The 14,128-nt window shown below is 64.8% G+C and carries 14 protein-coding genes; 8 read left to right on the top strand and 6 right to left on the bottom strand.

The genetic code is table 11. The features are described 5' to 3' along the window. Positions 1-30: 30 nt before the first annotated feature. Positions 31-1,233 carry a NosD domain-containing protein gene (locus tag AC1DZV_RS00705; protein ID WP_476952690.1) on the top strand — a complete coding sequence of 401 codons (1,203 nt, stop codon included), beginning with the start codon at positions 31-33 and terminating at the stop codon, positions 1,231-1,233. Positions 1,234-1,494: 261 nt separating this feature from the next. Here the strand turns inward: AC1DZV_RS00705 and AC1DZV_RS00700 are convergent, their stop codons facing one another. The 4 genes from AC1DZV_RS00700 to AC1DZV_RS00685 form a co-directional block, all read right to left on the bottom strand. After that, entirely contained in the window at positions 1,495-1,680 is a 186-nt protein-coding gene (locus tag AC1DZV_RS00700; protein ID WP_476952689.1) for a LysR family transcriptional regulator, read from the bottom strand. A gap of 86 nt (positions 1,681-1,766) precedes the next feature. Beyond that, entirely contained in the window at positions 1,767-2,987 is a 1,221-nt protein-coding gene (locus AC1DZV_RS00695; protein ID WP_476951319.1) for an NADP-dependent isocitrate dehydrogenase, read from the bottom strand. Positions 2,988-3,106: 119 nt separating this feature from the next. Then, positions 3,107-4,966, bottom strand: coding sequence for a phosphoenolpyruvate carboxykinase (GTP) (locus AC1DZV_RS00690; protein ID WP_476952688.1), 1,860 nt, complete (start codon positions 4,964-4,966; stop codon positions 3,107-3,109). A 381-nt stretch (positions 4,967-5,347) separates the two neighbouring features. After that, a complete protein-coding gene (locus tag AC1DZV_RS00685) occupies positions 5,348-5,632 on the bottom strand; it encodes a hypothetical protein (RefSeq protein WP_476952687.1) in 285 nt (94 codons plus the stop codon). Between the two features lie 861 nt (positions 5,633-6,493). Here AC1DZV_RS00685 and AC1DZV_RS00680 point away from each other — a divergent pair. From AC1DZV_RS00680 to AC1DZV_RS00655, 6 genes are all read left to right on the top strand, one after another. Next, positions 6,494-6,889, top strand: a complete 396-nt coding sequence (locus AC1DZV_RS00680; RefSeq protein ID WP_476951322.1) for an ArsR/SmtB family transcription factor — start codon at positions 6,494-6,496, stop codon at positions 6,887-6,889. Next, the gene (locus tag AC1DZV_RS00675) at positions 6,886-8,625 is read left to right on the top strand and encodes a SulP family inorganic anion transporter (protein ID WP_476952686.1); all 1,740 of its coding nucleotides are present in this window, start codon (positions 6,886-6,888) and stop codon (positions 8,623-8,625) included. The genes AC1DZV_RS00680 and AC1DZV_RS00675 overlap by 4 nt, the downstream gene beginning before the upstream one ends. A 17-nt stretch (positions 8,626-8,642) precedes the next feature. Further along, positions 8,643-8,909, top strand: a complete 267-nt coding sequence (locus AC1DZV_RS00670; RefSeq protein ID WP_476951324.1) for a hypothetical protein — start codon at positions 8,643-8,645, stop codon at positions 8,907-8,909. After that, positions 8,906-9,604, top strand: a complete 699-nt coding sequence (locus AC1DZV_RS00665) for a class I SAM-dependent methyltransferase (RefSeq protein ID WP_476951325.1) — start codon at positions 8,906-8,908, stop codon at positions 9,602-9,604. The genes AC1DZV_RS00670 and AC1DZV_RS00665 overlap by 4 nt, the downstream gene beginning before the upstream one ends. Before the next feature lie 57 nt (positions 9,605-9,661). Beyond that, complete coding sequence (locus tag AC1DZV_RS00660) at positions 9,662-9,916, top strand: hypothetical protein (RefSeq protein ID WP_476951326.1); 255 nt, start codon at positions 9,662-9,664, stop codon at positions 9,914-9,916. A 109-nt stretch (positions 9,917-10,025) separates the two neighbouring features. Beyond that, the gene (locus tag AC1DZV_RS00655; protein WP_476951327.1) at positions 10,026-11,024 is read left to right on the top strand and encodes a beta-ketoacyl-ACP synthase III; all 999 of its coding nucleotides are present in this window, start codon (positions 10,026-10,028) and stop codon (positions 11,022-11,024) included. Between the two features lie 212 nt (positions 11,025-11,236). Here the strand turns inward: AC1DZV_RS00655 and AC1DZV_RS00650 are convergent, their stop codons facing one another. Both AC1DZV_RS00650 and AC1DZV_RS00645 read right to left on the bottom strand, forming a co-directional pair. Further along, positions 11,237-11,407 (bottom strand): hypothetical protein, encoded by a 171-nt coding sequence (locus tag AC1DZV_RS00650; protein WP_476952430.1) that lies wholly within the window; start codon positions 11,405-11,407, stop codon positions 11,237-11,239. Continuing rightward, on the bottom strand, positions 11,404-11,922 hold the full coding sequence (locus AC1DZV_RS00645; protein WP_476952685.1) for a hypothetical protein: 519 nt from the start codon (positions 11,920-11,922) through the stop codon (positions 11,404-11,406). The genes AC1DZV_RS00650 and AC1DZV_RS00645 overlap by 4 nt, the downstream gene beginning before the upstream one ends. A 1,149-nt stretch (positions 11,923-13,071) precedes the next feature. On the opposite strand from AC1DZV_RS00645, the gene AC1DZV_RS00640 reads away from it, so the two are divergent. Continuing rightward, the gene (locus AC1DZV_RS00640) at positions 13,072-14,106 is read left to right on the top strand and encodes a DUF4192 domain-containing protein (RefSeq protein ID WP_476952684.1); all 1,035 of its coding nucleotides are present in this window, start codon (positions 13,072-13,074) and stop codon (positions 14,104-14,106) included. Positions 14,107-14,128: the final 22 nt, after the last annotated feature.

The following is a 14,128-nucleotide window of genomic DNA, read 5'->3' as shown; positions in this document are numbered from 1 at the left end:
AGTCCCCCAACGATGTGAGGAGAACCAGCTTTGACCACCGTCTACGACGTCACCACCTGGAGCGTGCCAGGGAATCCCACGGCTACCCCGTGCAACGACATCGGGCTCATCATCAACAGCATCATCGCTGACATCAAGAGGCAGCAGACCAGTCAGGCATCCAAGCCCGGCGCCGTCATCTACATCCCGCCGGGAGACTACTCCCTGAAGACCCGGGTCAACGTGGACATCAGCTTCCTGACCATCCGCGGTTCGGGCCATGGCTTCACATCTCTCAGCATTCGCTACAACAGCAGCACCTCCGGCTGGCACGAGATCAATCCAGGCGGCAGCCGCGTCCGAGTGGAAAACACCGACGGAAACACCGAGGCTTTCCGCGTGTACCGAACAGGCATTCCACGGCTCAGCGCGGTGGTGTTCGAGAACTTCTGCCTGGACGGTGTCTCCTGCGGGAGCAACCAGAACTCCTACGTCAACGGCAAGACGGGCATCCTCTTCGACTCCGCCAACGATTCCTGCCGGGTCGAAGGCATGGGAATGGTGTATCTCGAGCACGGCCTTGTGGTGAGGGATACGGACGCCCTGAGCGTCAGCAGCAACTTCCTGGCCGAATGCGGATCATGCGTGGAGCTGACCGGATCGGGCCAGGCCTCGAAAGTCACGGACAACCTCATTGGCGCCGGCTACGTGGGCTTCTCGATCTTCGCCGAGGGACACATGGGCCTGCTGGTCACGGGCAACAACGTCTTCCCGAGGGGCAAGAGCAGCGTGCACTTCAAGGACTGCACGCGCTCCTCGATCACGTCCAACCGTTTCCATGCCTTCTACCCAGGCATGGTGAATTTTGAAGGAAGCTGCGCGGAAAACCTCATTGGGGCCAACCACTTCCTGCGCCAGATGGAACCGTTCGATCCCCTCAAGCCGTACAACAACGGGCTGGACGATCTCTTCGGCCTGGTACACATAGCGGGCAGCAACAACACCGTCGCAGGAAACCACTTCAGCTACGACGTTGCCTCCGGGTCCGTCACCCCGTCGGGGCAGACACCCACCATCATCCTGGTGGCTTCCGGAAACAACAACTACATCGCCACCAACAACACCGTGTCAGCCATCACGGTGCATACCGTTGTCCTCGATGCATCAACCTCGGGGTCCAAGGTGCTGGACAGCGGCGATAGCAACCAGGTGGTGCGGTACGCGTCCAACTACGCGTTCAGGGCCACGCCGTAACCGCACGGACCGCCGGGCCGGCCAGACGCGCAAGAAAAAGGACGTAAGAACCAGCCGGAAAGTCATGTCACCCAGACCTCGTGGCTGCAGAACGCTTGTCAGCAGAAACAGGCAAAGGGCGCGTCGCCGATGAGCAAGGTCATGACCCGAACAAGGGTGCGCACCCTGTACACACCCCCTTTGGCCGGACAAACAGCCACCAGGTTCTCCCCCAGACCCAAGAAGCAGCGAACCGGGACCGGCCAGCGTCAGGTCATGCAGTTAGCGGCCCTCCCCGCCATGACGTCGGGTTGCAGGCAGGAACTCTTCACCTGCCTCCGTGAGTGCCACGTTGCGCGTCGTCCGTTCCAGCAGGGCGACTCCAACGTCCCGCTCCAGCTCAGCAATGCTCCGGCTGATGCCCTGCTGCGAAATGTACAGACTCTCCGCGGCACGGGTGAAGTTCAAAGTTTGGCCAACGTAAGCGCGAACTGTGAGCACGTAACACCGGGTAACTGTCGCCCACGTAACGTCAACGGGCGCATGGAGATGGGCTAGCCCAGCCGTGCCTTCAGGTGCTCGTCCAGTGCAGCGAGGAATTCCTCGGTGCTCAGCCATTCCTGGTCCGGGCCCACCAGAAGCGCCAGGTCCTTGGTCATCTGACCGGCTTCGACCGTCTTGATGACGACATCCTCGAGAGTGATGGCAAAGTCAATGACAACAGGGGTGTTGTCCAGTTTACCGCGGTGCATGATGCCGCGGGTCCAGGCGAAGATCGAGGCGATCGGGTTGGTGGAGGTCGGCTTGCCCTGTTGGTGCTGGCGGTAGTGGCGCGTCACGGTACCGTGTGCGGCTTCGGCCTCGACGGTCTTGCCGTCCGGGGTCATCAGCACGGAGGTCATCAGACCAAGCGAGCCGTAGCCCTGGGCGATCGTGTCCGACTGGACGTCGCCGTCGTAGTTCTTGCAGGCCCAGACGTAGCCGCCTTCCCACTTCATCGCCGACGCGACCATGTCATCGATCAGGCGGTGTTCGTAGCTGAGCCCGGCGGCTTCGAACAGATCCTTGAACTCGGCGTCGAACACTTCCTGGAACAGATCCTTGAACTGGCCGTCGTAGGCCTTCAGGATCGTGTTCTTGGTGGAGAGGTACACCGGGTAGTTCCGCTGCAGCCCGTAGGCGAAGGAAGCTCGGGCGAAGTCGCGGATGGAGTCATTGAAGTTGTACATGCCCATCGCCACCCCTCCCCCGTCGGGGTAGGTGACCACCGTCTGCTTGATCTCTTCGCCGCCGTCGGAGGGCGTGAACGTCAGGGTTAGCGTTCCGGCCCCCGGGACCTTGAAGTTGGTGGCGCGGTACTGGTCGCCGAAGGCGTGGCGTCCGATGATGATCGGCTTGTTCCAGCCTGGGACCAGGCGCGGGATGTTGGAGATGATGATCGGCTCGCGGAAGACGACCCCGCCCAGGATGTTGCGGACGGTTCCGTTCGGGGAGACCCACATCTTCTTCAGGCCGAATTCTTTGACCCGGGCCTCGTCCGGGGTGATGGTGGCGCATTTGATGCCCACGTTGTACCTCTTGATCGCGTTCGCGGCGTCGATGGTGACCTGGTCATCGGTCGCGTCACGATTCTGGATGGACAGGTCGAAGTATTTCAGGTCCACATCCAGATACGGAAGGATCAGGCGGTCTTTGATGAACTGCCAGATGATGCGGGTCATTTCGTCGCCGTCAAGCTCCACAATGGAGCCAACGACCTTGATCTTTTCGTTCATACGCTCTCCTTGATTTCATGGGCACAATGACCCACACCGATGGTGGTCTCTGACATCTGCGAACCCGGGGTGGCGCTCGGTGCATGACGGTTCCGGGCACCGGGTGCCACCCCTGGCTCCTATCGGGAGCTGATGCGCGGCGTCCCCCGGCGGGCAGCGAATCGGTTTTTGACGCGTTGCAGCTCGGCCGGCAGTTCGGGGGGCAGCGAGTCACCGAACCGGGCGTACCACTGATCGATGCTGTCGATTTCCTGGGCCCATTCCTGTGAATCGACCGCCAGGGCGGCACTGAGGTGTCCGCGGGTGACATCGAGGCCTTCGACGTCGAGGGACTCCGGTGCGGGAACGAAGCCGATGGGAGTTTCAATGGCAGCGGCTGTCCCCTCGAGCCGTTCGATGGCCCATTTCAGGACGCGGGAGTTGTCTCCGAATCCGGGCCACAGGAAGCCACCATCGCTGTCGCGGCGGAACCAATTGACGAGGAAGATCCGGGGCAATGTGGCGGGATTGGCTGCCCGGCCGATCTCCAGCCAGTGGTTGAGGTAGTTTCCGGCGTCGTAGCCGATGAAGGGGAGCATGGCCATCGGATCGCGGCGGACGACCCCGACTTGGCCGGCGGCAGCCGCTGTGGTCTCAGAGGACAGCGTCGACCCCATGAAAACACCGCCCACCCAGTCCCTGGACTCGGTGACCAGGGGGATGGTTGTCTTCCGGCGCCCACCGAAGAAGATGGCCGAGAGCGGCACGCCCTGGGGTTGGTAGTATTCCTCGGCCAGGATATCGACCTGGCTGATGGGGGTGCAGAACCGCGAGTTGGGATGGGCCGCGGGCCTGCCGGAGCCCGGCGTCCAGTCCTGGCCCGTCCAGTCGGTCAGGTGTTCCGGGGTGTCCCGGGTCATGCCTTCCCACCAGACGCCGCCGTCATCGGTGAGAGCCACGTTGGTGAAAATGGTGTTGCCCTTGGCGATGGCGTCCATCGCGTTGGGGTTGGTGTGCCATCCGGTGCCGGGTGCAACGCCGAAGAGGCCCGCCTCCGGGTTGGTGGCCCGCAGTTCCCCGTCCTTTCCGACACGGATCCAAGCGATGTCGTCTCCGAGGGTTTCCACTTTCCAGCCGTCCACTGTGGGGTTCAGCAGCGCGAGGTTGGTCTTGCCGCAGGCCGAGGGAAACGCGGCGGAGATGTAGTAGGCCTTCTGCTCCGGGCTGGTGAGTTTGAGGATGAGCATGTGCTCCGCGAGCCAGCCCTCCTGCCGGGACATCGCGGACGCGATGCGCAGTGAGTAGCATTTCTTGCCCAGCAGCGCGTTGCCTCCGTACCCGGACCCGTAGGACCAGATGGCATTTTCCTCAGGGAAGTGGACGATCCATTTGTCGTCATTGCAGGGCCAGCTGACATCCTGCTGCCCCGGCTCCAGCGGTGCACCGACGGAGTGCAGTGCGGGGACGAAGTCCGCGTCAAGTTCGACCATTTTGGCCAGGACTTCGGAACCGGTGTGGGCCATTATGCGCATGGAGGCGACGACGTAGGCGCTGTCGGTGATCTCAACGCCGAACTTGGGGTCCTCGGCGTCGAGGTGGCCCATCACGAACGGAATCACGTACATGGTGCGTCCCCGCATGGCGCCGCGGAAGAGCCCGTTCAGCTTCTCCTTCATCTGTGCCGGCGCCATCCAGTTGTTGGTAAAGCCGGCGTCGCGTTCGTGTTCGGAGCAGATGTAGGTCTGCTCTTCGACCCGGGCAACGTCCTTGGGGTCGGAGAAGGCGGCAAACGAGTTGTGAAACCTGTCCGCGTCCAGGCGGACCAGGGTTCCGGCCGCAACGAGCCCGTCGGTGATCTGGCGGTATTCGGCGTCGGAGCCGTTGACCCAGTGGATGCGGTCCGGCTGGGTCAGGCCAGCAACTTCGCCGACCCAGTCCGAAAGCCGGGCCAGTGCGGCCGGGGCGGTATCCATGGCGGTGGACTGTGTGGTGTTTGGCAAGCTTCTCTTCCTTCCCCCGCGCTTTGTGGCGTTGGCGGGGATGATCCTAGACGGTGATGGGTGGTTCATCGGAGCATCGCAGCCGGAGGCCAATAGGAGTTCAGGAGCGGCTGCGGGTCCCTCGAAGGGGGCCAGGGGCCTCAGGTTATTTACTATTTGATGAATACATCAATTTATATAATAGTCCCTGTGGCACCGCCGTCGCGGACGGAGGACGGCAGGAAGGTCTGAACACGGCTCAGCACCCCGTGGAGAGAAGCGAGGCAGATCACCCGACGGAACCGGGAACTACCGCGGCAGACGTGCAGCGCCGTCCCCGGTATCCCTGCCGGGGCGGGCATGCCTTCACCAGCAACGGCAGGCATCGGCCTGAATTTAAATTTAGGGTCTCGGCGTCAGACGTTCGGCGCATGGCAGGACGGTCCTGAGGTCCGGGGCGCCGGTTTCCAGGCCCGACCGGGCGAGCGCGCTGATGTCTAGGTCGGTGTTTTCGGCCAGGTGGACGACGGGGTAGCCGTTGTGCAGCAGGCGCGGCGGGGTCCCGGACCAGGACGGTGCCGATGCAAGGACCGGCTTCGACCCTGAGGCGCCCTCCGGCCCGGCGCGGAGTCCTCCGAATGCTTCGGTCCCCGGCGCGGCGTCGGCGAGCCTTGCGCCGCGGTCCATTGACGCGGGCCGCCGCACTGCCCCAGATGGGCATCGAGCTGTTTCTCCACGGCAGCGGCGCTGCCTGCCGGTTCCCTCGTGAAGAGGACTCCATGGTCCCGGGCGGTGCCGGCACACGGGTCGTGCCGCGAAAATCCGCGGGCCATCCGCTCATACCTTGAGGCCTCCCGTCACCACCCGGGTGAGGGGAACCTCCGTCTGGAGTTCCTCCGTTGAGGGAGCTGTACGCGGTGATGCGGCGTTCCTCCCCCAGCCCGGCCAGGGAGGCCCGCGGGAAGAGCGCCGTAACGGAAACACCCTCGCAGGACGCGCCGCCGCGGGGATGCACCGTGCGGGTGACGGTCCCGAAATCGTAAGTGGACAGGCCGGTGACGAGCCCGTCCCGGAGGGTGAACGTGAGGTGCCGGATCATGGCCCGTTCCCCGGCGCCGGCAAGGAGCCCCAACAGGTAGCTCCCCTTGCCTGCCGGCCTGGTCAGTTCGAACTACACGCGCACGTCCGGGCCGGAGGTGTCCACCGACACCCCGGCGATAAGCGGAGCCGGAGGCACGGGGGCAGGAACGGGCGCGGACCGGCCTTGTCCGGGTGCCGGCAGCGGCCGCATCACGCCGCCCGCCGTCCGGGCCGCTGCCCGGGCCTTGGGGCAGGGTCCGGGCATCGAGTCCGAAGGCCGCGGCATGACGCGGCATTATGGTGCCGGGCAAGAGTACCTGCGGATGCCCTGGTCCGGCGTGAAGTGGCCGTCCGGTCCGCGGAAGCCGGGGCCCGGCAGGGGCAGACTGGTCCATCCCCTGTTATATTGGATGATAGAAGCATCAAATAGTCAAGCAGAGGTTCGTAGTGAGAGCCCGGGAGGCAGACATGGACGAGTTTTCGGATTTCCGGGCACCGTTATATGAAGTGAAGGCCAATCTTTTCAAGGGTCTGGCGCATCCCGTGCGGATCAGGGTGCTGGAGCTGCTCTCCGCGGCGCCCGAGGTATCGGTAACTGACATGCTCGCCGCGACAGGTCTGGAGGCCTCGCATCTGTCCCAGCATCTGTCCGTGCTGCGCCGTTACCACCTGGTGAAGGGCGAACGCAGGGCCCTGCAGATGTTCTATTCCCTGGCGTACCCGCAGGTCGCTGACCTGCTGTCCGTGGCACGTCTGCTGCTCAACGACATGCTGCAAACCACACGCGAGCAGCTCGAACATTCCGAGGCCACGTCTCCGGCCGCTGCGTCCCCGCTGGCTGCGGCCTCCGGCAGCTCACGATGAAGGCCCTGACCGCGGCCCGGGCGCTTCTGCCCGGCCGGAGGGACTATGCGGATCTGCCCCGCACCTGGAAAGGGGACCTCATCGCCGGGGTCACCGTGGGTATCGTCGCCCTCCCGCTGGCGCTGGCCTTCGGGGTCAGCTCCGGCGCCGGAGCGGCCAGCGGACTGATCACCGCCGTGATCGCCGGCATCGTCGCCGCCGTTTTCGGTGGTTCCAACATCCAGGTTTCCGGCCCGACCGGAGCGATGGTCGTCGTCCTGGGTCCCGTCATCGCCACGCAGGGCGTCGGTGCCCTGGCCGCGGTTGCCGTCCTGGCAGGGGTCATCGTGGTCGCCGCCGGTGTGCTCAAGCTCGGCCGGGTCGTGACCCTGCTGCCCTGGCCGGTGATCGAGGGGTTCACGCTCGGGATTGCCATGATCATCTTCCTCCAGCAGGTCCCCGCCGCCTTCGGCGTCAAAGCCGGACCGAGCAGCAACGCCGCCGTCTCTGCCGTCCAGGGACTCACAACGGCGTCCCCCGCCGCCCTCCTTGCCCCGCTGGCACTGGTGGCACTTGTCGCCGTCATCATGATCGCCGCACCCCGGATCCACCCGCAGATCCCGGGCTCGCTGATCGCGATCATCGTCGCCAGCATCGCCGCCCAGGTGCTGGACCTGCCGGTGGCCCGGATCGGCACCCTGCCCGACACCCTGCCGGCCCCGGTTATCCCCGCCCTGGACTGGGGCACCGTGGCTGCCCTTGCCGGGCCGGCCGCAACCATCGCGGCTCTGGCAGCAATCGAGTCGCTGCTCTCGGCCCGGGTTGCCGCGTCGATCTCCGATACCGGCCCTTACGACGCCGACCGTGAGCTTCTGGGACAGGGCCTGGCCTCCGTCGCATCCGGGTTCTTCGGTGGCATGCCCGCCACCGGGGCCATTGCCCGCACCGCGGTGAACATCCGCTCAGGCGGCAGGACCCGGCTCGCCGCCGTCACCCATGCCGTGGTGCTGCTGGCCGTGGTCTACCTCGCCACCGGCCCGGTCGCGCGTATCCCGCTCGCCGCCCTGGCCGGGGTCCTGATGGTCACCGCCGCACGCATGGTCTCCCCCACCACGCTGCGCAGCGTCATTGGCTCGACGCGGGCCGACACCGTCGTGTTCTTCGTCACCGCGCTGATCACCGTGTCCTTCGACCTCATCGAGGCAGTCGCAATCGGCATCGCCGTCGCCTCGTTCTTCGCCCTGCGCGCCTTGGTCAAGTCCAGCGGCGTGCACCGCGAAGAGATCCCCGGCCCGGTCCAGGACGGGGACGAACACATCGCCGTGTTCCGGCTCGACGGAGCGCTGTTTTTCGCCGCGGCCGAACGTGTCCTGGACCGGGTCAGCGCTATCCGCAATGTCGACGTCGTCATCGTCCGCATGTCACAGCTCCAGACCCTGGACGCAACAGGGGCCAGGGTCGTCACCGACATCGTCAACGCCCTCGAACGCCGCGGCATCACCGTGCTGATCAAAGGCATCCAGGAACGCCACCTGGCCCTGGTCACCAAGGTCGGCGTTCTGGAATCCCTGCGCCACCACAAACACCTCTTCGCGGAATTGCCCCCGGCCGTGGAACACGCCCGCAGCCACGTCGCTCGCGCCAGGGCCGCCCGCGCCGCCCAAACCCCCGCACGGGACAAAACACCCGACGCCGGCCAGGATCCCGACCGGGGCCCGGTCGCGGCAGCCACTCCCGGCCGCACCACGGTCCGCTGAATGACCAGGAGCATCCTTTGCCGCCAACAGCACCCCTGGAATCCCGGACCGAACCGGACCGTCTGCCGCAATACCTGCTGGGTTTCGGACTCGGGGCCCTTCTGCTGTTCGACCTCCCGGCACTTTTCGCGGGGCCCACGAACCCGGCCCGGCTGGCCGCGGCGGTACTGACCCGCCCGACCGTCGGCATCCCCGCCGGGATCGACGCGTTCCGACGGCGCAACAACTCACAGTGCCGGCCCGCAGGGGCAACAGCGCTGCGCCCGGGCAGGAGCCTGCCATGAGCGTGGACGGCATACCGCTGCCGGCGTGGAAGCACTCCAGGCCCGGAGGGACCGGGTACCCCACGGACGCGGAAGCCTGGAACCGCTGGTACACGGAGAACGACCTCAGCTGGGCGCCGGCAAGCTCCTCGGTCCGCGCCATGCTGAACGGGCTTGCCCCCGGACGGGCCCTGGATCTGGGGGCCGGCGACGGCCGCAACGCCGTGTGGCTTGCCGGACGCGGCTGGCACGTGACAGCCATGGACTTTTCCGCCGCAGCCCTGGATATCGGGCGCGGGCGCGCCTTCGCCGAAGGCGTCACGGACCTGATCACCTGGTCCGTCGCCGACGTCACCACCTGCGCACCGGCACGCGGAAGCCTGGACCTTGTTCTGGCCGCCTTCCTCCATCTGCCCGGCCCCGACCTCGAACGCGTCATCGCCCGCACTGCCCCGGGCCTGGCCCCCGGCGGGCTGTTCCTGTACATCGGCCACGGCCCCGTCGACCCCCGCGAAAGCGCCTCCGGGCCACGGAACGCAGCCGCGCTGCATGACAGCGCCCGTGTGGCCGGCTGGGCCAGACGGGCCGGACTGCAGGTTAAAACGGCCGAGACCCGGTCCCGTCCCGTTCCCAGTTCCCGCCGCCCCGCGCTGGACAACGTCGTTCTGGCCCGCAGCCCGGCCGCCCCGGCACAGTCCCCGCCTACGGCATCGTAAACGCCCAACCCGCACCCACGCCCAGGAGAGCAAGAAAACACTGGGGACAAGGAAGCAATGGACTACCACCTGAAAAGTATCGAGGCAGCCGCGGCCCGGGGCGACTACCTGCCAGCGCACGGTCATGCCGTCCCCGCACCCGACTGCACCAAACCTGCTTTGTCCGAACACTATGGTTCCGGAACGGAGGCATCCGGCCTGGTTTTGGCCTTGTGCCGGGCCATGGCCGCCCAAGTGCCGCCCGCCGATGCTGCGGCGGCGGCGGGCATGAGCCTTTCTGAACTTTTCAACACACTGCGGGAACACCCCTGACGGACAGCCCGCTCCCGGAACCTGCACTACCCATCCCTTACTGCCCGCATTCTGCATTGCCCCGCCTCATAAGCCCCGCCCGACCGGTCCCGATATTCAGGAGCAAAACATGACAGCACCGACCGTGCCCGCACCAAAACCCTCAACAGGCCGGGGCTCCCGGATCGCAGGGGTCGGCTCGTACCAGCCCGCAAGGATCCTGGATAACGAGGAACTGAGCCAAATCGTGGATACCACCGATGAATGGATCCGCAGCAGGGTCGGGATCCAGGAACGCCGCATCGCCGATACCGAATCCGTCGCGGACATGGCCACCCAGGCCGGGCGGGACGCCCTTCAACATGCCGGGATCGAAGCCGCGGATCTGGACCTGGTCGTCGTTGCTACCGTGACCGCACTGGACCGCTCCCCGAGCACCGCCGGGCGGGTCTCGGCCGCGCTGGGTGCCCGTAACCCTGCCGTGTTCGACCTTAACGCCGCCTGCTCGGGGTTCACGCACGCCCTTGCCGTCGCTGACCAGGCCATCCGTTCCGGGGCCGCCAACACCGCCCTGGTCATCGGGGCCGAGAAGCTCAGTGACTTCACGGACTGGACCGACAGGACCACCTGCGTACTCGTCGGTGACGGTGCCGGCGCCCTCGTGCTCACCGCCTCACCAACTCCGGGGATCGGACCAGTCCACTGGGGATCAGTCCCCGAACTGTCCCACGCGGTCAGGATCGAAGAACCCAAACTCCGTTTCCAGCAGGAAGGCATGTCCGTGTTCCGCTGGGCCATCAGCGAGGCCGCCACGCTGGCCCGGAAAACCTGCGAGATCGCCGGCATCCGGCCGGACGAGCTCGCAGGGTTCGTCCCGCACCAGGCCAACCTGCGCATCATCGAGCCCCTCGCCGATCAACTCGGAATCTCCCGTGAGATCACCGCACGTGACGTCGTCACCTCGGGGAACACGTCCTCGGCCAGTATCCCGATCGCCCTTGCCAGGCTGGTGCGTAGCGGACAGCTTCCGCCCGACAGCCCCGTTCTGCTGTTCGGTTTCGGCGGCGGATTCTCCTACGCCGGGCAGGTAGTCCGCACCCCGGCCACCGGCACGGTGTCCGGAGCCTGAAGCACATGGCGCCTCCGGCACGGCCGATCGGCCGTGCCCGAACAGCAGGTATGCCACCCGACATCATCTGCCGGCACAGCCGAACGTTGTTCTCCACGGTCTACGCCTTGGGTGCCGGCTTCGCGAGCAGCACGCCGTGCCTTGATCGCCGGAATCCCGGCCTTCACCCGTTCGTTGATGAGCTCGCGTTCGTTTTCGGCGAGGCTCGCGAACTAGCCTTCAAGCTCGCCTGCGCCGACTTCCCTCACTCCGAACTCGTCATGGACATCTCTCCAGTCGCTGGGCAGCGGCTCATCAAGGCTCGACGGCATCGGTGTGCCCACATCGGCGACGTAGGCCGTGACTTTTCCGCGCGGTACCCATTCCTTGGCCGAAACTGTCACCGGCGACGTGAACAGTTCTTCCGGAAGTTCCAGCGGACTTCGTCCTCGTGGAGCAGATGGCCGTACAGCCAGGCCCCGGCGACTTCTTTGTTCGACATGCTCGGCTCGGATCGTGGTGCTCTGGGTCTGCCTCCAGGGTAGTCGGGGTCCGCACCCCTGAACTTAGACCTGAGCGTTTCCACTTCCTTCTTGTGACCCGGAGACGCCCCTACGACCTCGGCCAGCGCGTTGAGAACTTTGTCGTAATGAACCCCGTCCTCCTTGAGAAACAAGGGGCGAACTCGTGCCGCAGCAGATTCGACCTGCTCCGTGGGCAGCAACGGAGCTGGTTTCAGCTCCACGGACTTTTCACCGGTCACTTGGTTGACGATGAGCCTGAATGTCATCTTCCATGCCGTGTGCTCTTCAAGAGCCTTCTTGTCATCCGCCAGCGAGTGTTCCTGGACCAGTCGTGCGCGCAGCACGAACCGCGACAGTGTCCGCAGTGCGGCAGTTTTCCTTGCCTCGTGTGACATGCAGCCTTCCTTGTTTTGGGTCGAGGCCCGCGCCTTCAAACGAGCCTGTTGAGATTCTGCCAGGTGGTGAAGTGTCGGGTTGCAGCGAGTCGAGGCGAAAAGTCTCCAAAAATCTCCCCCCGATCATGTCGTCAGCAGGACCACACGGCATGAATAGGTACAAGGCCAAACCACGCCCACCAGGACAACCCAGAAAGGAGACCGAATGACCCCACCTCCCAGCAGACGGAGGGCCCACCAGCCAGAGCCCTAAACCCGCCACCCACACAACCGAACAGGCCACCGCGGCGGTCAGGCACCAGCCACGGAACAGCGTCAGAGGGACCCAACCAGGGCAATGTACACGCGTTAAAGCAAAAACCCCCTCTGACGAGGGGGAATGCCGTGCCCGAGGTGGGACTCGAACTGCATTCCCGCCCTTGCGAACACTGGAAACTCTAGGAACATGCGGAATTCGAAGCAGTCCGAGGGCTGTTCGACCCAGTCAGGGGCGAAGGGTGTTGACATTGTCAACAGGCTGGTTTTCACCGCTTGAAACTTCTTCGGACAACGGGTCGGCTACAACCGAGAGGGCGGTCGCCGTCGATCCTAACAGGGGCCTAGCCAGAGAGCCCGACCGCCGGAACTGATATGAGCGCAGGAATACGGGAGCTATTCCGGTCCGCAGTGCGTTCCCGTGGACGCGTTCGATCGCCTTTGCTAAATGTCTGCGTCATCGGCGCATTAGTTGCCGTTTTCTCTGCTTTGGGCGTCATCAGACGCACACAATTTAGGGCTTCTTATCGGACCCGTTGACCTGCACGGCGAGCGCCCGACTTCACGTACTTGAGGGCCGGCCAGGAGTCATGCAGTCTGCCGATTGCCCGGCGATGGATAAGCAAACGCATCACCTCTGCCTGTCATTCTGCTATGTCCCATGATCGCTGGGCGGTTCCTCCGCGCAACCGGGGCGCTACTGCGCCGACCCCGGGCGACCGAAAACTTCCAGAACGAAGGACACACGCTCCACCAGGAAGTTTTCGGCCCCCAGGGCCGGTCCCCCAAGTTGCACTCCGGCCCCTCAGCCCAGCGGATGGTCCCCTACCAGAACGGCACCCACGACCAACCGCAGAAAACACAACAACGCACGGGTAAGGGGAATTACGGATCATGGAAAAGCTCACCATCAAAACACCATCAGATGTCCTCAGCTTCATCGGGCACACCCTCGGCTTCTGGCCCCAGGAAAGCCTTGTCTGCATCACCCTGAACGACAACAGCATCGGCGCAACCCTCCGCATCGACCTCCCCCGCCAGACGGGCCAGGAACTCGCCTATGCACGCACCGTCGCCCACTACCTCACCAGCGACACCACCGCCGCGTCCATCCTCTTTGCCGTCTACACCAGCGAACCCTGTAGGCTCGGGTCAGCCAAACCCCACGCCGCCACCATCGCCGCACTCACCGGGGTCCTCGCAGAACAAGGCATCACAATCCGGGACGGACTCTTGGTCGGAGACACAGCTTTCTCCCCGTACGACGGCGAACCAGGCACCAGCCTCGCCCTACCCGTCAGCTCCACCCAAACCAGCGCCATCAACGCAGAATTCATCTACCGCGGCAGCTTCATCGAACCCACCGATCGCATAACCCTCCCAACCACCAGCCAGGCAGAAGCCAAGGCCACCGCCGTCGAACACCACATGGAAGCCATCAGGTCCCAACAGTCTGAGACGGCGCTGCAGGAAGGCAGGAGGCTCTGGGCCGACATGCTCGATTCCAAGACTTTCCCGAGCGACGACGACTGCCACGCCCTGGTTGCAAACCTGCAGTTCCCCACTATCCGCGACCGACTCATCGCAGACATCCCAGGCATGGACGAACCCATGCAGCACGTCCTGTTCGCCCAGACCGACACAGCCCCACAATGGTCACGCATCGAATGGGCCCAGCAACTACTCCTCCACGCCTACACCCGCACCAGCGCAGAACACGCAGCACCCGTCCTCACCGCCATCGGCTACATCAACTGGTGGGAAGGCAAAGGCAGCAAAGCCCACCAATTCCTCCAACTAGCCCTCGACACCGACCCCGCCTACCGCCTCGCCCGCCTCAGCGACCAAATGATCGGCTCCGGCCTCGTCGCCGGCTGGAACATGAACCGGGAAACTGCATATAAAACACTGCCCTTTGACATGACATGAGTCAAAAGGCCAAACCCGGATT

Source organism: Arthrobacter sp. P1_D12 (assembly GCF_056406175.1).
Note: the sequence above shows the minus strand (reverse complement) of the source record. Positions and strands in the feature narration are given on the sequence as shown.

What these genes read in the sequence shown, in the direction of transcription:
- AC1DZV_RS00695 (WP_476951319.1), bottom strand. Translation starts at nt 2,987, where the DNA reads ATGAACGAAAAGATCAAGGTCGTTGGCTCCATTGTGGAGCTTGACGGC.
- AC1DZV_RS00685 (WP_476952687.1), bottom strand. Translation starts at nt 5,632, where the DNA reads ATGGACCGCGGCGCAAGGCTCGCCGACGCCGCGCCGGGGACCGAAGCA.
- AC1DZV_RS00680 (WP_476951322.1), top strand. Translation starts at nt 6,494, where the DNA reads ATGGACGAGTTTTCGGATTTCCGGGCACCGTTATATGAAGTGAAGGCC.
- AC1DZV_RS00675 (WP_476952686.1), top strand. Translation starts at nt 6,886, where the DNA reads ATGAAGGCCCTGACCGCGGCCCGGGCGCTTCTGCCCGGCCGGAGGGAC.
- AC1DZV_RS00665 (WP_476951325.1), top strand. Translation starts at nt 8,906, where the DNA reads ATGAGCGTGGACGGCATACCGCTGCCGGCGTGGAAGCACTCCAGGCCC.
- AC1DZV_RS00660 (WP_476951326.1), top strand. Translation starts at nt 9,662, where the DNA reads ATGGACTACCACCTGAAAAGTATCGAGGCAGCCGCGGCCCGGGGCGAC.
- AC1DZV_RS00655 (WP_476951327.1), top strand. Translation starts at nt 10,026, where the DNA reads ATGACAGCACCGACCGTGCCCGCACCAAAACCCTCAACAGGCCGGGGC.
- AC1DZV_RS00645 (WP_476952685.1), bottom strand. Translation starts at nt 11,922, where the DNA reads ATGTCACACGAGGCAAGGAAAACTGCCGCACTGCGGACACTGTCGCGG.
- AC1DZV_RS00640 (WP_476952684.1), top strand. Translation starts at nt 13,072, where the DNA reads ATGGAAAAGCTCACCATCAAAACACCATCAGATGTCCTCAGCTTCATC.